This window comes from Isoptericola maris (assembly GCF_048065335.1).
GTDB classification, from domain to species: domain Bacteria; phylum Actinomycetota; class Actinomycetes; order Actinomycetales; family Cellulomonadaceae; genus Isoptericola; species Isoptericola rhizosphaerae.
Genome location: NZ_JBLUNY010000016.1, coordinates 25,947 through 44,820, shown reverse-complemented (window position 1 = coordinate 44,820; position 18,874 = coordinate 25,947). Strand labels below are relative to the sequence as shown.

Genomic DNA, 18,874 nt, shown 5'->3' with positions numbered 1-18,874 from the left:
GCCACGGTGCATCAGTGCTGGCTGCGGGACCTGGACGCGACCCTGCTGGCCGAGGCGTGCGAAGAGGGCACCGAGATCGCCTACGACGGGCTGGACTGTGACGAGGACTCCTACGAGCTCGCCGGGCTGTGGGCTCTCACCGACCAGCCAGGCGACGCCCAGAGGCCCGCCGAGCTGGTCGACGAGGGCGCCTGCGTCACCCCGGCCGACCTGCTGGACGCCGCCACCCGCGAGTTCAAGGCCATGCCTATCGACCCCGCCCAGATCGCCCTGCACGCCGAACGCGACTGGGCCATCGTCAACTTCGGGGTCCACCCCCGCACGGACGACACCCCCCAGATGCTGGACACCACCCTGCTCGGGGTGCCCGTGCAGATCCGTGCCGTGCCGGCCGAGTACACGTGGGATCCCGGTGACGGCACCGAGGCCGTGGTCACCGACCACCCCGGCGGACCGTGGGACACCCCCACCGCGATCCACCTGCCCTACCCCGCCCCCGGCACCTACTCGGTCACCCTGACCACCACCTGGCACGGCCAGTTCCGCATCACCGGCACCCCCACCTGGACCGACGTGCCCGGCCAAGCCACCACGACCGACACCACCTACCCCATCGAGGTCCACGACGCCGAGGTCCGCCTCGTCCAACCCTGACCGTCAGGCGGCAACGATGAAGAGGAGCGCGGCGACCGCCCCCGCCACGGTCCGCAGGTGGTTCCACCGTAACCACGGCCCGACGAAGCGCTGCCACTCAGCGCCGGGATCCTCGGCGGCTTCCAGCCGGTCGTTGAGCGGGACGTTGCCGAACCCGGTGACCCCGAGGATCCCGACCACCGCCACCACGGCTCCCGCGACAGCCCACGTCGCCCCCGGCGCCGAGGTCGCGAGCCCGACGACGGCGCCCGCCACGGGCAGCCCGACGGCCGCGAGCAGCAGCACCATGAGGGGCGGACGCAGAGCGTCCCGGTTGATCGCGCGCATGGCGGCTGCGCCGTCGTCGGGCGGCAGGCGCCGCAACCCCGCCATGACGAAGGCCGAGAACGCGTAGAGCACCCCACCGGCGAGGCCGGTCGCGACGGCGGCACCCACGACGAGCACGTCGTACGCAGTCATGCGCGCGGCGCCCAGTCGGCGGCCTCGCGGACGGCATACTCCGCGAAGTCGCGCGGCGCCCGGCCCAGTGCCCGCTGGACTCCGTCGACGACGGGCGACCCGCGGCCGTCCAGCACCTCGGTGAACAGGTACTCCAGGAGACCGACGTCCTCGGCGGGCAGGCCCGCCGACGCGAGGCCCTCGACGAACTCCGCCATGGTGGTGCGCACGAACCGCAGGTCGCGACCTGCCGCGGCACCGATCTCGGCGACGGCGCCGGCGAACGTCAGTGATCGCGGTCCGGTGAGCTCGTAGACCTCTCCGGCGTGCGCGTCGTCGGTCAGGGCGGCCACCGCGACCTCGGCCACGTCCTCGAGGTCGACGAACGGCTCGGTCACGTCGCCGACGGGCAGAGCGAGCTCACCCTCGAGCAATGGCTCGAGCAGGAAGCTCTCGTCGAAGTTCTGGGCGAAGAACGCGCACCGCACGACGGTCCGCGCGGGGAACACCTCGGCGACCATCCGTTCGGCGCGCTGCGCCTCGGCCTCCCCGCGCCCGGACAGGAGCACCAGTCGCCGCACCCCCGCGTCGCGGGCGGCGACGGCGAGCCGGGTCACGGTCTCCGGTGCTCCGGCGATCGCGAGGTCGGGCGCGTAAGCGACGTAGACGGCGGTGGCGCCGTCGAGCACCGCCGGCCAGGTGGACTCGTCCGCCCAGTCGAACCGGGGCGCTGTCCTTCGCGAGGCGCGGCGGACAGGCACGCCGAGCGCGTCCAGCCGGTCGGCGACCCGCCGGCCGGTCTTGCCGGTCGCGCCGAGGACGGCGACGGTGCCGCGAGCCGCTGCCGTGGCGGGCGACGGTGCGGGCATGGGCTGATGCTGGGACATGGTGACCTCCGTTGCAAGGTGTGCTGACCTCCCCGAGTCAACCCGCCGGCCACGAGACGATCCATCGCTCAAACACTCTGATACATGTGCCATCGTCTCGCCGGACGCCACGTCATGGGCCTACGCTGACCGCATGGACGTCGTCTCCGGGCTGCTCGACGGCCCTCGCGCGCGGGGTGCGTTCCTGCTGCGCAGCCACCTGCGCGCACCCTGGAGCATGCGCATCGAGGACGAGGCGCCACTGACGATCGTCCCCGTGCTGCGCGGCTCGGCTTGGGTGGGGCCCACCGGCTCGCAGGACGACGGTGGCACCAGCGTCGAGGCGGGCGATGTCGTCCTGCTGCGCGGACCCGAGCACTACGTGATCGCCGACTCCCCCACCACGGCGCCCACCGTGGTCGTCGGGCCGAGCGACGTCTGCCGCGCGATCGACGGCGGACCGTCTCCGATGACGGTGTTCGGCGTGCGGTCCTGGGGCAACAACCTCGACGGCGAGACCGTCATCATCACCGGCACCTACCCGTTGGACGGAGCGGTCGGTCGCCGTCTCCTGCGCGTGCTGCCGCACCGCGTCGTCCTGCGGCGTGGCGACGTGGACCCCACCCTGGTGGACCTGCTCGCCCGCGAGGTGGTGCAGGACCTGCCCGGTCAGGAGGCCGTGCTCGACCGCCTGCTCGACCTGCTGCTCATCACCTGTCTGCGCGCCTGGCTGGACCACCCGCAGGGACCGGGCTGGTACCGCGCCGACGCCGACCCCGCCGTCGGCGTCGCGATGCGACTGATCCACCACGACCCGGCCCGGCCGTGGACCGTCGAGACACTGGCGCGGGAGGTGGGGCTGTCCCGTGCGGCGTTCGCCCGGCGGTTCACGGAGCTGGTCGGTGAACCGCCCATGGCCTACCTGACCGGTTGGCGGCTCGACCTCGCCGCGGACATGCTGCTCGCCGACGACGGCGCCACGCTGACCTCCGTGGCCCGCGCGGTCGGTTACGCCTCACCCTTTGCGCTGAGCGCCGCGTTCAAGCGGGTCCGTGGTGTGAGCCCGGCCGAGCACCGCCGTCGGACGACAGGTCAGCTCACCTCGGCGGCCACCCAGACGAAATAGTCGGGGTTGCCCCCGATCACCGGGACCCGCAGCACCTCGGGCACGTCGTAAGGATGGTGACCGGCGAGCCACTGTTCGAGCTCCGGGGCCCTCGCAGCCGTCGTCTTGAGCGTCAGCCGCCACTCAGCCTCCGTGGTCACGCTGCCGTCCCACCGGAAGCTGCTCGACACCGGTCCGTCGACCTGACCGCAGGCCGCCAGCCGCGCGGCCACGGCCTCCCGTGCCAGGCGGCTCGCGCCGTCCTCGGTGTCGATCGTGGTGGTCACCTGCACGATGTCTTCCATGGCTTCGACGGTAGCCCCGAGCCACCCGGGACGACCCTGGTCATCCTCGGCCGGTGAGCCGCCAGTTCGCCGCGGCCGAGGCCAGGACGACCCCGGCGGCGACGAGGGGCACGGCCATCGCCGCCGAGGTGCCGAGCGTGTCGGCGAGCGCTCCGGTGGCGGCCGCCGCGATCGACTGGCCGAGGATGACCGCCGACCCGAGCATCGTCATGAGCGTGGTTCCCCGGCCGGCCGGGCTGCGCTCCGAGCCGAGCGAGTAGACCGTCACGAGGCTGGGCCCGATGCCGAGCCCGGCCACCAGCAGGCCCACGACCAGCATGCCGGTCGACGGCGCGACGGCCACGACGGCGGCCCCGACCAGCAGCACGACGGCGAAGACCAGCCAGCGCGAGCGCAGGCTGAACCGCACCGGGAAGGCGGAGACCGCGAGCGCCGAGACGACGGACCCGATCCCCATGAACCCGTAGAGCAGCCCGGCCCGCTCCGAGTGACCGGCGTCCCCGGTGTAGGCCGACATGGCCGTGAGCACGGAGCCGAAGAACAGGCCGACGCCGACGAACCCGGCGACGAGAACCAGCACACGTGGGCGCCACAGCTCGCGGGCCGGCGCCTGCGCCACCCGGCCCGGACCCGAGGCGGGCGCCGTGCGCGAGGTGGGCACCGCCGTCGGGCGGGCGCTGGCGTGCAGAGCGAACGCCCCGACCGCGAGCGCGGTGAGCGCGGCGGCGGCGATCATCGGCGCGGCTGGCCCCAGCGTCGCGGCGAGCAGCCCGACCACGAAGGGGCCGACGACGAACACGATCTCGTCGACCGCGGACTCGTACGACATCGTCCGGCTGAGGGCGGCAGGTCGTCGGGGCGCCGACAGGCGGGAGCGGATGACTCCGACGAGCCGGCTGCGCGACATCGGCGGGACCTGCGGCGAGGTGGCCCCGATGGCGAAGGCGATGGCAAGCACGGCGGCGTCGGGCACCGTCGCGTAGACGGCGGCGGTCAGGGCGAGCAGCAGCACGCTGTTGACCGCGGCCGTCGCCAGGAGGACTCGGCGTTGGCCGGCACGGTCGGCCCATGCTCCGACGAGCGGACCGATCGCGGCGCCACCGAGGCCGACCATGCCCGACGTCGCGCCGCCGAGGGTCAGGGAGTCCCGACCCGCCACGACGAGGGTCAGCACGCCCACGACCATCATGGCGAAGGGCAGCCGCGCGACGAACGCGAGCGGGAAGTAGGTGCGGCCCATCACCTGGACCAGCGTGGGCTCCGCGTCGTCGAGGGGCTGCTCGGCGGTGGCACGGGGCTCACCCCGATGGTGCGTCAAGGTCATGTTCGTCGGTCTCCTCCAGCGCGGCACAGCCGCACGATGCGTCGTGCCGCCGTTGGCGCGAGGAGCACCCGGTAGATACACAAGCCTGTCCAGATCGATCTGCCGACCCGCCACGACGGTACACCGGGTCACGCGAGTGCGCAGTGACCTGCGTCGCCGTCGGTCACCGACCGGTCCGCGTGCTACCGGCCGCTCAGAGGCCCCACCAGGCGGACCGGCCGACCTCGGTACGCAGGTCCGCACGGTCGGAACGCTGCGGCACCGGGGCGAAGGGCTCGACGTCCTGCTCGCACGTCGCGCCGTCGTCCGCCTCGCCGTCCACGAGGTACCGGGCGATCGCCGCGTCCGCGCAGGTGCTCGCGCCGAGGGTGGTGTGCCCCCAGCCCTCGACGGTCATCACCCGCGCGTCGTCGTAGTGGGCCGCGTACGGCGCCGTGAAGTGGTACGGCGTGGCGGGGTCGTGGCGGGTGCCGATCACCATGACCGGCGCCTGCGTGGTCTGCTCCCACGGACCGGTGTAGGCGTCCTCGTCGCGCAGGACCATCGGTGCGCACACCGCGCCGGTCCACCCGCGCAGGCGCCCGAAGTGCGGGTGCGCCTCGTCCAGGTCGTCGACATAGGCCGGGTACTGCCACAGCGACAGCGGCTCAGCGGTGTCCATGCACTGCGCAGCGAGCGAGCTGCCGAGGGACGGATATTCCTCCACGATGCCGATCTCGCGCAGCAGGTCATCCAGCGACGGGCCGTGCATCCTGGCGGACGGCGGCTGTTCACCGATGCCGGCGGCGACCGCGACCTGGGTGAACGCGAGCGACAGCTGCGGCCACGCCGAGGTGCCGTACATCGCCTGGAACGAGGTCGAGACCATCTGCCCGTAGGTGACCGGGATCGTGGTGCCGTCACCGGCCGGTACCTCGACGGGCCCCTCGCGCAGCGTGGTGAAGACCTCTTCGGTGATCGTGGCTGGATCACCGAGCGCGGCCAGCGGGCACGCACCCGGTCCCGCCTCGGCGCACAACCGGTTGAACTCGGCGAACGTCTCAGTGGTGGCTTCCGCCTGCCCCAGGCGCGTGGCGATCGGGTCGTCCGAGCCCTTCCCGGACCAGGCCACGGGGTCGATCGTGCCGTCGAGCACCAGGGCGCGCACCCGCTCCGGGAACAGCGCCGAGTAGGTGGCGCCGAGGATCGTGCCGTACGAGTAGCCGATGTACGTGAGCTGCTCGTCGCCCAGCGCCTGCCGCAGCACGTCCATGTCACGCGCCACGTTCGCCGTCGACGCCGTCGCCAGGCGCTCGCCGGACACGACCTGGCAGCCGGTGGCGATCCGGGCGAACCCCGCGACGGTGCGGCGCTCCTCCGCGCGGGTGATCGGCATCTCCGGCAGCCGGGCGAGGAACTCCTGCTCCTCCTCCGCGTCGCGGAAGCACGTCACCGGGTCGGAGCCGCCGACGCCACGCGGGTCGAAGCCGATCAGGTCGAACCGGGCGCGGACCTCCGGGTCGGCCATGACCTCGCCCACGGCGTGCAGGTTCTCCACGCCGGGGCCGCCGGGGCCGCCGAAGTTGACCAGGGCGCTGCCGATCCGGTTCTCGGTGTCCGTGGCCGGCAGCCGGGTGAGCGCGATCGTGGTGGTGCGGCCGTGAGGTCGGTCGTAGTCGCTCGGGACCTCGACCTCGGCGCAGTCGAAGCCTGCGGCGTCGTCGCAGGGCTGCCAGTCGATCTTCGGCACGGGCGCGTCGACCTGCGTGGTGTCGGTCGGGGCGGCGGCCGGGGCGGCGCCGGCAGTTGCCGTGGCTGTGGCCGGGGCCGGGAGACCGGCGGCGAGCAGCGCACCGGCAGCCAGGGCGGTGACCGTGGTGGTGAAAGAACGGAGGCGGTGGGGCGTCATCGACCGATTCATCGCACACCACCATGCAGGACGGTTGCTCCGGGCGCCACCCCTGCTCGGCCTCTCGGGGCCAAGACCAGGGGCCTCTCGGGGTGACACCCCATAGCCACTGGCGCGCGCCGCCACCTTGACTGGTGAGCAGTCATACCGAGGGGACGTACGCATCGTGGAGCTGTTGAACCACATCGAGGCCTTCGCCGTGCAGCTGGGCGACTCCCCCTGGCTGCTCGCCGTCGTGCTCGTGCTAGCGGTAATCGATGGTGTGTTCCCTCCGATCCCCAGCGAGACGGTGCTCATCACCGCCGCCGTCCTCTCCGCCGCGGGGACCGGCCCGCACCTGCTGCTGCTCGTGCTGGCCGCGGCCGGCGGCGCACTGCTCGGAGACCTGCTCGCCTTCACGCTCGGCCGCCGCGTCTCGCTGCGCAAGATCCCCGGGCTGCGCGGCCCGCGCGGTCAGCGCATGCTCGCCCGCGCCGGCGCAGCCCTCGACCGGCGAGGAGCCACACTCGTCATCGTCGGCCGATTCATCCCCGTGGGCCGCGTCGGGGTGAACGTGAGCGCGGGCGCCCTGGGGTACTCACCCGCCAGGTTCACGCTGGCGGCCGGTGTCGCGGCCGTCCTCTGGTCGGCCTACAACGCCACCATCGCCGTCGGCGCCCACTGGCTGCTGGGCAGCAGCCCGCTGCTCGCCATCGCGGTCGGCATGCTCAGCGCGCTGCTGCTCGGCCTCGCCCTCGAGGCGGCGATGCGGCGCATGGAGAGCAGGCGAGCGGCCCGTGACGCCGGCGCCGGCGGCGACCGCGACGGGCACTCTGCCGCGGCGCCACCGGCCCGTCGTCACGCTCCCGTCACTCGGTCACCTCGAACGTCAGCGTGTCCGTGAACTGGCGTCCGTGGACGTCGGTGGCGGTCACCTCGGCGGTGTGCTCCCCGGACGCCAGGTCCGCGGGCAGCTCGAGGCGCCACAGGTGCATGGAACGCTCCGCGACGCTGCCGCCGTGCACCAGCTGCTGCTGGACGGCCACCGGGTCGGACCACTCGGCGCCGATCTTCTGCCCCTCGCCCTGCATGGGCTGGGTGCGCACCGCCTCGACGGGCTCCCCGCCGTCGATCGTCGCGGTGACGGTCGAGCCGGTGCCGCCCATCCAGAAGTTGGTGGTGAGCCACGTGGTGTCGCCCAGGTCGGCCGGCGACACGACGAGCGGGTCGGCGTACTCCGGCGCGGAGCCGACGGCGGAGCGGTGGGCGGCGAACCATTCGCGGTAGCGGGGCGTGTTCACGCCGAGCGCCATCTGGTGCGACTCGTCCGCGCCGCGGACGGTGAAGCGCTCCTGGACCCGATGGCCCTTGATGTCCAGGGTGAGCACGCCGGGCTGGCCGCCGTCGCGCTGGAGCGCCGTCGGGTAGCCCTGCGGCAGCAGGTCGCCGGAGTACCAGTCGCCGGAGATCGCTCCCGCGGTGATGTGCGGGAACGGCAGCTCGTCGACGCCCATGACCTCGGACCAGCCCTCCAGGCTGTCGCCCTCGCGGAGGTTCTCGAGGCTGTGGGTGTGGCCACCCAGGGCGATGGCCCTGCGCCCTTCCAGCAGCTCGTAGATCTCCTCGACCTGGGCGACCTGGTGCTTGCTGCTGCCCTGGTCGGCGTAGTCCAGGAGCGGGATGTGCGCGGCGATGACGACGAGCTTGTGCCGCGGCACCTGCGCGAGGTCGTTGCGCAGCCACTCGAGCTGACGCTCGTCGAGGGCGCCGGTGTACGAGCTGCCCACGGGGTACTCGACGGTGTTCAGCGCGACGACGTGCGCCCGGCCCACGTCGTAGGAGTAGTACTCGGGCCCGATCTCGGCCCGGTACGTGTCGAAGGTGTGCTCGCTGCTCGTGGCGTCGTAGTCCAGGTCGTGGTTGCCGGGCAGGAACCTCGCCGGGCCGTTGAGCATGCCCACGAGCTCGCGCGTCTGCGGGTACAGCGAGAGGTCGTCCCCGACGACGTCGCCGATGAACAGCGCGCCGCACCCGGTGTAGTCGGTCCGCGCGGCGAGGTCGGTGAAGGCACCGTTCCGGGCGTACTCCACCTCGTCCTGGTTGTAGGTCTGGATGTCGCCACCGATGAGGCAGTGCTGGTCGGCGGTCCTGGTGGCCTTGCTCTTGGCGAGCGGAAAGTTCACGGCCTCCGGCAGCGGACCGGTCGGTTCCAGGCCGCCGTAACGCAGCTCCGGCGAGCCCTCGGGCAGGTGGTGGTAGAAGAACTGGGCGACGTTGTCGTCGTCCACCGGCACCTGGTAGCCGCGCGGCTGCGTGACGGAGACCGTCATGTTGTCGAACGCCGGGAGCTCGTAGCGGCCCCGGCGGTCCGTCGTCGTGACGTCGCGACCGTTGGTGACGGTGACGCCGCGCAGCCCGCGCTCCTTGCGGTCCTGCACGGAGTCCTGGTCCTTGTCGACGAAGACGACACCGTCGATGGTCTGCTGGTCCTCGGCGGGTCCGGCGACGACGTCGACGGAGCCCCGGTAGGCAGACTCGGCCCAGGGGCGGTCGTGCGCTCCGGGTGCGGCGGTGGCGGACGGGAGCAGCGTGCCGGTGAGGACGAGCGCGAGCCCGCCGCCGGTCAGTGCGAGCATCCGGGTCGAGAGGGTGGTCGATCGGCTGGCAGTAGATCTCACTGAGGTTCTCCTGTCGTGATCGTGGGCCGGCCTCCTGCCGACCCGCGATCACGTTGACAACCGAGCGTGAAGACCGGCTGACCTGGCCACGACGGCTCGACGAACTTCATGCGTCGCCGGGGCAACCATCCGTGGCCGCGAGGAGCAGATGTACACTCCACTTCTACATCGATGTAACACCCGGACCGACGACGGACCGTTCGACGACGAACACCGAGGAGCCACCATGACCAGCCGCTGGTCACGCCGCATCGCCACACTCGCCGCCGCCTGCCTGACCCTGCCGCTGGCCGCCGCCACCGCCGGATCGGCCGGCGCGGCCCCACCCACCCCGGCCGACCCGCCACCGCCCGTCTTCGTCGACGCCGAGACCCACGACCCGTCCCTGGTCAGCGTGGGCGACGAGCACTGGGTCTTCGGCTCGCACCTGGCCGCCGCCACGACCGAGGACTTCGTGCAGTGGGAGCAGGCGGCCAACCTCGTCACGCCGCAGAACCCGCTGTTCGACGACGTCACCACCGAGCTCGCGGAGACGTTCGAGTGGGCGGAGTCCGACACCCTGTGGGCCGCCGACGTCATCCAGCTCGAGGCCGACGGCAAGTTCTACATGTACTACAACGCCTGCGAGGGCAGCTCGCCGCGCAGCGCGCTCGGCGTCGCGGTGGCAGACAGCGTCGACGGCCCCTACGAGGACCTCGGCATCCTGCTGCGGTCCGGGCACCGAGACGGCGAGGGGCCCAGCGAGGACGGCACCCCCTACGACGCTCTGGTGCACCCGAACGCCGTCGACCCCGACGTCTTCTACGACGCCGACGGCAACCTCTGGATGGTCTACGGGTCGTTCTCGGGCGGCATCTTCATCCTGGAGCTGGACCCGGGCACCGGCCTCCCGCTGCCCGACCAGGGCTACGGCACGCACCTGACCGGCGGCAACCACAGCCGCATCGAAGGCCCGTCCATGATGTACAGCCCCGAGACGGAGCACTACTACCTGTTCACCTCGTTCGGCGGGCTGGGCGCCACCGAGGGCTACAACATGCGCGTGATGCGCTCGCCGAATCCTGACGGACCCTTCGTCGACGCCGCGGGCCACGACATGCGCGAGGTCCGCTCGAACCCCGACCTGCCGATCTTCGACGACGCCACCATCGAGCCGTACGGCGTCAAGCTGATGGGCAGCTACCAGTTCCAGCGAGAGGTCGGCGCGCCGGGCACCGGCATCGGCGACGGCAAGGTCTCCCCCGGTCACAACACCACGTACGTCGACCCCGAGACCGGCGAGATGCTGCTGATCTTCCACAGCCGCTTCCCCGAGCAGGGCGAGCGGCACCAGATCCGCGTGCACGAGATGTCGATGAACGCCGAGGGGTGGCCCGTCGTCGCTCCCTACCGGTACGCCGGCGGCAACGACACCTCGAAGTTCGTGCGCAAGCAGCTCGTCGGCGACTACCGGTTCATCGAGCACGACAAGACCATCAGCCCCGAGATCCGCCGGGCGACCACCGTCACGCTGAACCAGAACGGCACCGTCACCGGCGCCGTCGACGGCCGCTGGCGCCAGTACCAGAAGAACCGCCTGCACCTGACCATCGACGGCGAGGCCTACGACGGCGCCGTCACCCGCGAGTGGGACCCCACCGGCGAGCGGTGGGTCACGACGTTCAGCGTGGTCGGGACCGAGGGCGTGCCGTTGTGGGGAAGCGCCCTGGCACCCCTCAGCGACCAGGAGATCGTCGACGCGGTCGCCACGGACCTCACTCTGCCGGGCACCGGCTCGGTGGTCGCGGACCTCGACCTGCCGACCGTCGGCACCCATGGTGCGTCGATCGCCTGGACGTCCAGCGACGAGTCGGTCGTCACCGCCGACGGCACGGTCACCCGGCCGTCCGAGCAGGACGCCGTCGTCACCCTGACCGCCACGATCACCAGCGGCGACGCGACCGCGGCGTCGACCTTCGACCTCACCGTGCCGGTGCTGCCGGCACCCGGTCTGGTCGCCCGCTACGCCTTCGACGGCGACCTGGCCGCCACCGGCGGCGCCGCAGCGGGCACGGTGACGGGCGACCGCGTCGACTCCGAGGGCGGCCAGCTCTCCTTCACCGAGGGCGTGCACGGCGACGCGGTCCACCTGGACGGTTCCAGCGGGGTGCGTCTGCCGGACGGGCTGCTCTCCGGGCAGGACTACTCGGTGAGCCTGTGGCTGCGCCCGGAACGGCTGACCGACTTCACGACGGCGTTCTTCGGCGCCCGCGACGACGTCAACTGGCTGAGCCTCGTGCCGTCCGGCTGGGACGAGCACCGCACGATGCTCTGGGCGGGCTCGACCACCTACTACGACGGCCTGACCGGGACGCAGATCCCGACCGACACCTGGTCGCACCTGGCCTTCACCGTCGAGACCGGTGCGGTGACGGTCTACCTGGACGGCGTGGCGGTGCACACCGGGACCGGGTTCCCGGACGTGTTCACCACCGACGACGGCGTCTTCGCCCTCGGCGTCAACTGGTGGGACACGCCGTTCCAGGGTGACGTGGACGACCTGCAGGTCTACCAGGGTGCCCTCACGGCCGACCAGGTCGCCACCGTCGCGGACGGACAGGTCGCGGACCTCACCTCGCCCTGACGTCACCGCTGGAGCCTCGACGGCTCCCGGCTCCCCGTGCCCCGTGGGGCGCGGGCAGCCGTTCGTCCTCGGCGGAGAGGAACCGCAGGATCCGCGCCACGGCCTCGCGCCCGGCACGGTTCGCCCCGACGGTCGACGCCGACGGCCCGTACCCCACCAGGTGCACCCGCGGCTCGCCGGCCACCTGCGTGGCGTCCATGCGGATGCCCCCGCCCGGGGCCCGCAGGCGCAGTGGCCGCAGGTGGTCCAGGGCCGCGCGGAACCCCGTGTTCCAGAAGATGGCGTCGACGGGCAGCGCGTCGCCGTCCGCCGTGACGACACCCTCGGGCACGATCCGCGAGAACATCGGCCGCCGCTTGAGGACCCCGCGCTCGGCAGCCGCACGCAGCGACGGCGTGCGGATCAGGCCCGTGACGGACACGACGCTCTGCGGTGGCAGCCCTTCGCGGACGCGCTGGTCGACCATGGCGACCGCACGCGATCCCTCGTCGGGCCCGAACTCCTTGCGCCACACCGGTTCGCGGCGCGTGAACCAGAACGTCTCGGCCACGTGCGAGATCTCGTCGAGCAGCTGCACGGCGGAGATCCCGCCGCCCACCACGGCGACCCGCGCGCCGGCGAGATCCTCCGCGCGGACGTAGTCGGCGGTGTGCAGCTGCCGGCCGCGGAACGACTCCTGGCCCGGGTAGTACGGCCAGAACGGCTTGGTCCACGTCCCCGTCGCGCTGATGAGCGCTCGCGCCGCGATCACGCCGGACCGCCCGGCGACCTCCCAGCGGACCAGGAGCCCGGCGTCGTCGGCCGCCCGCTCGACCCGGCGGACCCGCACAGGCCGCACGACGGCGAGCCCGAGGTCGCTCTCGTAGTCGCCGAAGTACGCGGGCAGCACGTCGACACTCGCCGCCTCCGGGTCGACCCCCGGCTGCTCCACCCCGGGCAGGTCGTAGATGCCGTTCACCGTGGCCATCCGCAACGAGCGCCAGCGGTGCCGCCACGCTCCCCCGGGCCCGTCCTCGGCGTCGAGCACCACGTAGGTGCGTGGTGCCTCGTCGATGCCCGACGGCGCGGCACCAGCGGGCACGAGGCCCCGGCGTCGCAGGTGGTACGCGGCCGACAACCCGGCCTGGCCAGCGCCGATCACGACGACGTCCGCCGTCTCGGGCACGTCGGGTGCGCTCCGCGGAGCGTCGGTCAGGTTCACACCGGGCCCAACGCCGTCGCGGCAGCCGCTCTTCCAGCACGGACCGCGCAAGAGCCCACCACGGGGCCGAATCGTGACCGTCGCCCGGCACCCGCCCGCCTCGCCGTGCCATCATCGCGACATGGCTGACGCGCTCACCCACGCCGACTCGATCACGATCGCCGCCCCACCCGCCGAGGTCTACGCCCTCGTCTCGGACGTGACCCGCACCGGGGAGTGGTCGCCCGTGTGCAAGGCCTGCTGGTGGGACGAGGCCGACGCGCCGGAGCCGGGCGGCTCCCCGCGGGTCGGCGCCCACTTCACCGGCCGCAACGAGACGCCGGAGCGCACGTGGGAGACGCGCTCGCAGGTGGTCGTCGCCGACCCGGGCCGCGAGTTCGCGTGGATCGTCGGCCAGGGCTTCGTGCGCTGGAGCTACATGCTGGGCGCGCTCGACGACGGTGCCGCGACCGAGCTCACCGAGACGTGGGAGTTCACCCCCGCAGGTATCGCGGCGTTCGCCCAGCGATACGGCGACCAGACCGACCGCGAGGTCGAGATCCGCACGCAGATGGCGCGCGAGGGCATCCCCGCGACCCTCGCGGCCGTCAAGCGGATCGCCGAGGGAGGCTGACGGTGCGCGCGATCGCCTACGACCGCTCCGGCGGGCCGGTCACGGTGCGCGACCTGCCCGCCCCGACGGCGCCCGACGGCGGTGTGGTGGTCCGCGTGCGCGCCACGGGCCTCTGCCTGTCCGACTGGCACGGATGGGCCGGCCACGACCCGGACATCTCGGAGTTCCCGCACGTGCCCGGCCACGAGCTGGCGGGCGTGGTCGAGCAGGTGGGCGCCGGCGTCGAGCGCTGGCAGGCCGGCGACCTCGTCACCTCGCCCTTCGTCTGCGGGTGCGGTACCTGCCAGTGGTGCCGGTCCGGCGACGCGCAGGTGTGCCCGGACCAGACCCAGCCCGGATTCACGCACCACGGCTCCTGGGCGGAGCTCGTCGTCCTGCATGCGGCGGACGCCAACCTCGTCGCGGTGCCCGACGGCGTCACCCCGGTCGCGGCGGCGAGCCTCGGCTGCCGCTTCGCCACCGCGTACCGCGCCGTGGCCCACCGTGCCCGCGTGCAGCCCGGGGAGTGGGTCGCCGTCGTCGGCGCGGGCGGCGTGGGCCTGAGCGCCGTCATGGTGGCCGCCGCCCGCGGAGGCCGGGTCATCGCCGTCGACCGGAACCCCGACGCTCTGGAGGCTGCCCGCCGTGCGGGAGCCGAGCACACCATCCTGTCCAAGGACCCGGACCCCTCCGACGTCGTGGCGCGGCTGCACGCGCTGTCCGACGGCGGCACCCACGTCGCGCTCGACGCCGTCGGCTCGGAGACCACCTGCGCCACGGCGGTGCTGGCGCTGCGCCGCCGTGGCCGGCACGTGCAGGTGGGCCTGCTGCCCGCCGTCGACGATCACCCGCGGGTGCCGATGGACCGTGTGATCGGCTTCGAGCTGGACGTGCTCGGCTCGCACGGGATGGCCGCCTCCGACTACCCCGAGATGCTCGCGCTCGTCGCCGACGGCACGCTGCGGCCGCAGGACCTGGTGACCGACGTCGTGGACCTGGAGACGGCCGCACGGCTGCTGCCGGGGATGCGAGACGTCCCGCGCGCCGGCGTGACGGTGCTCGACCTGCGCCGCTGACTCCCCACCGCATCACGTTTTACCGATGTCGGTAGTGCGTGCCGAGATCGGTAGTGCGCACTACCGATCTCGGCACGAACTACCGACATCGGTAAAAGGGCAAGGGGCGGCGCGCTACGTTGGCCCGGTGCATCGACTTCTCGTGCGACCGCCCTCGCCCCGCCTCGCCGAGGGCGAGCTGACCCACCTGGACCGCGTGCCGGTCGACGCCGGCCTCGCCCGTGAGCAGTGGGAGCGGTACGTCACCGCGTTCCGCGAGCGCGGCTGGTCGGTGACCGAGCTGGACCCGGCCGACGAGCACGCCGACGGCGTCTTCGTCGAGGACACGGTGGTCGTGTTCGGCGACCTGGCGGTCCTCACCCGGCCCGGCGCCGCGTCCCGTCGCGGCGAGCTCGACTCGGTACGTCCCGTCGTCGAGCGCCTCGGGCTCGACCTCGCAGAGATCGCGGCACCCGCCACGCTCGAGGGCGGGGACGTGCTGAAGGTGGGCCGCACCGCCTACGTGGGACGCAGCTCCCGGACTGACGACGCCGGCATCGCCGCGCTGGACGAGCTGCTCGCCCCCCGCGGGTGGCAGGTGGTGGCTGTGCCGGTCTCGAAGGCGCTGCACCTCAAGAGCGCGGTCACGGCCCTGCCGGACGGCACCGTCGTCGGGCACCCTCCCCTGGTCGACGACCCCGACGTCTTCGAGCGGTTCCTGCCCGTCCCCGAGCCGGAGGGCACCGCCGTCGTCGTCCTCGACGAGCGCACCGTGCTGATGTCCGCCGCCGCCCCGCGCAGCGCCGAGATCTTCCGCGAGCACGGGCTGCACGTCGTCACCACGCCGGTGACCGAGCTGGAGAAGCTTGAGGGCTGTGTGACGTGCCTGTCGGTGCGGCTGCGCTGAACGCCCCCGACCCACCCGCCCCGCGACAGCGGTGAGCCACGTCACCGGACCGCGTCCAGGCGCCCTGGCCTGGGCCGGAGTAGACTGGGCCGGCCCAGAGCATGCGGCGACCACGCCGCCCGAACCGCGAGGAGGTGTCGCGCATGACCCGCAGCGAGCCTCCTAGTAGTCCGAGCCGCGACTGACCTCGGCTCGATACCGTCCTGCGCTGCGCGCGGGACGCCGCCGTCCCTGAACGAAGTACCGGTACGCCGCCTCAGTCGCGGGATCCACAGCACGCAGACCACCGTTCCTGCACGCCTGGGAGTCCCAATGGCCTTCAGCTCTCCTCGCTCGGCACGTCCCCGCCAGGTCCTCGGGGCCCTGCGCCCGCGCCGCGGCGGCACGCCCGCCGTCGGCCCCGAAGCGACGCCGCCGACCCCGCTCCGGCCCCGCTCCGCCATCGTGGCTGCCGTCGTCTACGACGACGGCGGCCATCGCACCGCGTCGTTCACCCGGCTCGCGGACACGTTCCGCGCTCTGCGCTCGACGCCGGGCGGCATGGCCTGGATCGGCCTGGAGCGCCCCGACGAACGCGAGCTGGCCGCCCTCGCCCGCGAGTTCGATCTGCACCCGCTGGCCATCGAGGACGCGATCCAGGCCCACCAGCGGCCCAAGATCGAACGGTACGGCGACACGCTGTTCGTCGTCCTGCACGCCGCGCGCTATCTGGACTCCATCGAGGAGGTGGAGTTCTCCGAGCTGCACCTGTTCGTGGGTCCCGACTTCGTGGTGTCCGTCCGCCACGGCGACTCCCCCGACCTCGCCACGGTCCGCGGGCGCCTCGAGTCGACACCGCAGATGCTCTCCCGTGGCCCGGAGGCCGTGCTCTACGCGATCATGGACCGCGTCGTGGACGACTACGCACCCGTCGTGTCCGGCCTCGACTTCGACATCGACCAGATCGAGTCCGAGGTGTTCTCCGGCGACAAGTCCGTCTCCCGGCGCATCTACGAGCTGTCGCGCGAGGTGGTCGACTTCCAGCGCGCGGTGCGCCCCCTGCAGAACGTGTGCCAGTCCCTGGCCAAGGGCGCCGAGAAGTACCACGTCGACGAGGAGCTCCAGGCGTACCTGCGCGACGTCGCCGACCACCTCATCGAGGTCGCCGAGTCCGTCGAGACCTTCCGCGTGGTGCTGCGCGACATCCTCACGGTGAACGCGACCCTGGTGGCGCAGCGTCAGAACGAGGAGATGACGCACCTGACCGAGGTCTCGATCCGGCAGGGCGACGACGTCAAGAAGATCTCCGGCTGGGCGGCGATCATCTTCGCCCCGTCGCTGGTGGGGTCGGTCTACGGCATGAACTTCGACTTCATGCCGGAGCTGCACGCGGCGTGGGGCTACCCGGTGGCCCTGCTCGCCATGCTCGCGGTGAGCGTCGGCCTCTACGGCGTGTTCCGCTGGAAGAAGTGGATGTAGCCCGTCAGGAGTCGAGCCAGCCGTGGGCGCGGGCGATCTGCTCGACGGTGCCCCGCACGGCGAGTACCTGCCGTCCGGTGAGGTCACCGGCCGAGGCGAGCAGCCGCTCGGTGACCTCGCTGCGCAGCTCGGCCGCCGACAGGACGTCGGCGAACCCGTCGTGCGCGTGGCCGCTCGGGGCGGGCGCCGCCGTCGTCCTCGGTCCCTCCAGCGGGACCTGACCGCCACCCAGGGCCTCCTGGACGGCATCGGCGACGGGCGACCGCACGAGCGACGCGCTGACCGCACGCGGCCCTCGCTCACCCACCTCGTGGACGAGCTCGACCACCGCGCCGACCGCCATGAGCGTCTTGTCGAAGTCGATGTCGTTGACGTGGAGGAAGACGTCCTCCTCCAGCCCTTCAGCCGCGACGAACGCATAGCCCTTGACGGCGTCGTACCGCACCACCTCGCCGCGCACCGGCAGCCACCACCTCACGTCGACCCTCCTCGCAGCATATCCCTGCACGCCGACGGCGGGACCGGTCGGCGCGGCCCGCGCCCGGGTGCCAGTCCGGCCGTTAGGGTCGACGCGTGACCTCGACGCCCGGCGCCCCTACCGTCCTGTCCCGCACGGACCCGGGCCTCGGCCCTGCCGCCCGGACGCTGCTCGTGCTGGCCGCGGGTGCTGTCGTGCTGGCCGCGGTCCATCTCGCGTCCGGCGTCCTGGCACCGTTGTTCCTCGCCGCCGTGATCGTCATCATCTGCCACCCGGTACGGTTCCCTCTCGAGGCTCGCGGCTGGCCACGCTGGGCCGCCACCACCGTCGTCGTGGTCGTCGCCTACCTCATCCTCGCGGCCTTCCTCGCGATGCTGGCGTGGGCAGGTTTCCGGTTCGCGGAGCTCGTGCGGAGCTACATCCCCGAGCTCGCCCGGTCGGTCGCCGAGGTGGAGGGCTACCTCGCGACGACGGGCATCGACACCCAGGTCGCCGACACCGTGACGTCCTGGCTGCAGCCCTCGAACATCCTGTCTGTCGCCGGGACCGTCAGCGGGACCGTGGTCACCATCGGCACCGCCTTCTTCTTCGTGTTGGCCTATGCCGTCTTCATGGCCGTCGACGCCGCACGCTACGCCACGGCGCAGGAGCACTTCGGCACCACGCGCGCCGACGCGATCGACCGCTCCACCCGGTTCAGCACCGGGGTACGTCGCTACTACGTGGTCAACGCGACCTTCGGTGCGATCGTGGCGGTGGTCGACGGCGTCGCGCTGTGGCTGCTGAACGTCCCCGGGGCGGGCATCTGGGCCATCCTCGCGTTCGTCACCAACTTCGTGCCCAACATCGGGTTCGTCCTCGGGCTCATCCCGCCGATGGTCATGGGGTTCGTCGTGGGTGGCTGGCAGCTGGCGCTCGCCGTCGTCGCCGTGTACTGCGTCGTCAACGTCGTGCTGCAGGTCTTCGTGCAGCCCAAGTTCGTCGCGGACGCCGTCTCGCTCTCGCTCACCCTCAGCTTCGTCTCGGTGGTGTTCTGGACCTTCGTGATCGGCCCGCTGGGCGCGATCCTGGCGATCCCGCTCACCCTGCTCGTGCGGGCGCTCGTCCTGGAGGGCGACCCTCGCAACAACTGGCTGCGCTGGCTCTCCGGCGACGACGTCACCGATGCCGTCCCGTCCGAGCGCACCGCGGACGACGTCGAGGCCTCGCCGGACACCGACGACGTCGACGCCGCCGGAGGGATCGAGACGGACGACACGGCCGCCGGAGCAGCCGCGGACGTCACCCCCGGCACCACGGCCGAGCAGGATCCTGCGCGGTAGC

At 72.5% G+C, this 18,874-nt stretch carries 17 protein-coding genes; 9 read left to right on the top strand and 8 right to left on the bottom strand.

Annotated features, from left to right (window positions below):
* Window positions 1-654: PKD domain-containing protein (locus ACH5HR_RS16670; protein ID WP_416477238.1), on the top strand; the 654-nt coding region annotated here is incomplete at its 5' end.
* 3 nt (window positions 655-657) lie between these two features.
* Here the strand turns inward: ACH5HR_RS16670 and ACH5HR_RS16665 are convergent.
* The gene (locus tag ACH5HR_RS16665) at window positions 658-1,113 is read right to left on the bottom strand and encodes an anthrone oxygenase family protein (protein WP_416478955.1); all 456 of its coding nucleotides are present in this window, start codon (window positions 1,111-1,113) and stop codon (window positions 658-660) included.
* The gene (locus ACH5HR_RS16660; RefSeq protein ID WP_416478953.1) at window positions 1,110-1,961 is read right to left on the bottom strand and encodes a Rossmann-fold NAD(P)-binding domain-containing protein; all 852 of its coding nucleotides are present in this window, start codon (window positions 1,959-1,961) and stop codon (window positions 1,110-1,112) included. The genes ACH5HR_RS16665 and ACH5HR_RS16660 overlap by 4 nt, the downstream gene beginning before the upstream one ends.
* 151 nt (window positions 1,962-2,112) lie before the next feature.
* Between ACH5HR_RS16660 and ACH5HR_RS16655 the strand changes: the two genes are divergently transcribed.
* Window positions 2,113-3,084, top strand: coding sequence for an AraC family transcriptional regulator (locus ACH5HR_RS16655; RefSeq protein WP_416478951.1), 972 nt, complete (start codon window positions 2,113-2,115; stop codon window positions 3,082-3,084).
* Here ACH5HR_RS16655 and cutA read toward each other — a convergent pair.
* The 3 genes from cutA to ACH5HR_RS16640 all read right to left on the bottom strand — a co-directional run bounded on the left by cutA (window position 3,051) and on the right by ACH5HR_RS16640 (window position 6,580).
* Complete coding sequence (gene cutA / locus ACH5HR_RS16650; RefSeq protein WP_416478949.1) at window positions 3,051-3,368, bottom strand: divalent-cation tolerance protein CutA; 318 nt, start codon at window positions 3,366-3,368, stop codon at window positions 3,051-3,053. The two genes, ACH5HR_RS16655 and cutA, sit on opposite strands and share 34 nt — an antisense overlap.
* A 40-nt stretch (window positions 3,369-3,408) precedes the next feature.
* On the bottom strand, window positions 3,409-4,692 hold the full coding sequence (locus ACH5HR_RS16645) for an MFS transporter (protein WP_416478947.1): 1,284 nt from the start codon (window positions 4,690-4,692) through the stop codon (window positions 3,409-3,411).
* A gap of 193 nt (window positions 4,693-4,885) precedes the next feature.
* Window positions 4,886-6,580: an alpha/beta fold hydrolase gene (locus ACH5HR_RS16640; protein WP_416478945.1), complete on the bottom strand. Its 1,695-nt coding sequence runs from the start codon at window positions 6,578-6,580 to the stop codon at window positions 4,886-4,888.
* A 175-nt stretch (window positions 6,581-6,755) separates the two neighbouring features.
* Between ACH5HR_RS16640 and ACH5HR_RS16635 the strand changes: the two genes are divergently transcribed.
* On the top strand, window positions 6,756-7,463 hold the full coding sequence (locus tag ACH5HR_RS16635; protein WP_416478943.1) for a DedA family protein: 708 nt from the start codon (window positions 6,756-6,758) through the stop codon (window positions 7,461-7,463).
* Here ACH5HR_RS16635 and ACH5HR_RS16630 read toward each other — a convergent pair.
* Window positions 7,429-9,195, bottom strand: a complete 1,767-nt coding sequence (locus ACH5HR_RS16630; RefSeq protein WP_416478941.1) for a calcineurin-like phosphoesterase C-terminal domain-containing protein — start codon at window positions 9,193-9,195, stop codon at window positions 7,429-7,431. The genes ACH5HR_RS16635 and ACH5HR_RS16630 overlap by 35 nt on opposite strands.
* A 268-nt stretch (window positions 9,196-9,463) precedes the next feature.
* On the opposite strand from ACH5HR_RS16630, the gene ACH5HR_RS16625 reads away from it, so the two are divergent.
* Window positions 9,464-11,860: a LamG-like jellyroll fold domain-containing protein gene (locus ACH5HR_RS16625; protein ID WP_416478939.1), complete on the top strand. Its 2,397-nt coding sequence runs from the start codon at window positions 9,464-9,466 to the stop codon at window positions 11,858-11,860.
* Here the strand turns inward: ACH5HR_RS16625 and ACH5HR_RS16620 are convergent.
* Window positions 11,847-13,061 carry an FAD-dependent oxidoreductase gene (locus ACH5HR_RS16620; protein ID WP_416478937.1) on the bottom strand — a complete coding sequence of 405 codons (1,215 nt, stop codon included), beginning with the start codon at window positions 13,059-13,061 and terminating at the stop codon, window positions 11,847-11,849. The two genes, ACH5HR_RS16625 and ACH5HR_RS16620, sit on opposite strands and share 14 nt — an antisense overlap.
* 121 nt (window positions 13,062-13,182) lie before the next feature.
* Here ACH5HR_RS16620 and ACH5HR_RS16615 point away from each other — a divergent pair, with 121 nt between their 5' ends.
* From ACH5HR_RS16615 to ACH5HR_RS16600, 4 genes are all read left to right on the top strand, one after another.
* A complete protein-coding gene (locus ACH5HR_RS16615) occupies window positions 13,183-13,674 on the top strand; it encodes an SRPBCC family protein (protein WP_416478936.1) in 492 nt (163 codons plus the stop codon).
* Window positions 13,675-13,676: 2 nt separating this feature from the next.
* Window positions 13,677-14,729 carry a zinc-binding dehydrogenase gene (locus tag ACH5HR_RS16610; protein WP_416478935.1) on the top strand — a complete coding sequence of 351 codons (1,053 nt, stop codon included), beginning with the start codon at window positions 13,677-13,679 and terminating at the stop codon, window positions 14,727-14,729.
* Between the two features lie 127 nt (window positions 14,730-14,856).
* Window positions 14,857-15,615 (top strand): dimethylargininase, encoded by a 759-nt coding sequence (ddaH, locus tag ACH5HR_RS16605; protein WP_416478934.1) that lies wholly within the window; start codon window positions 14,857-14,859, stop codon window positions 15,613-15,615.
* 312 nt (window positions 15,616-15,927) lie between these two features.
* Window positions 15,928-17,073: a magnesium and cobalt transport protein CorA gene (locus tag ACH5HR_RS16600; RefSeq protein ID WP_402378106.1), complete on the top strand. Its 1,146-nt coding sequence runs from the start codon at window positions 15,928-15,930 to the stop codon at window positions 17,071-17,073.
* Window positions 17,074-17,077: 4 nt separating this feature from the next.
* Here ACH5HR_RS16600 and ACH5HR_RS16595 read toward each other — a convergent pair whose 3' ends face one another.
* Window positions 17,078-17,551, bottom strand: a complete 474-nt coding sequence (locus ACH5HR_RS16595) for a cold-shock protein (protein ID WP_416478932.1) — start codon at window positions 17,549-17,551, stop codon at window positions 17,078-17,080.
* A 95-nt stretch (window positions 17,552-17,646) separates the two neighbouring features.
* Here ACH5HR_RS16595 and ACH5HR_RS16590 point away from each other — a divergent pair, with 95 nt between their 5' ends.
* On the top strand, window positions 17,647-18,873 hold the full coding sequence (locus ACH5HR_RS16590) for an AI-2E family transporter (protein ID WP_416478931.1): 1,227 nt from the start codon (window positions 17,647-17,649) through the stop codon (window positions 18,871-18,873).
* Window position 18,874: the final 1 nt, after the last annotated feature.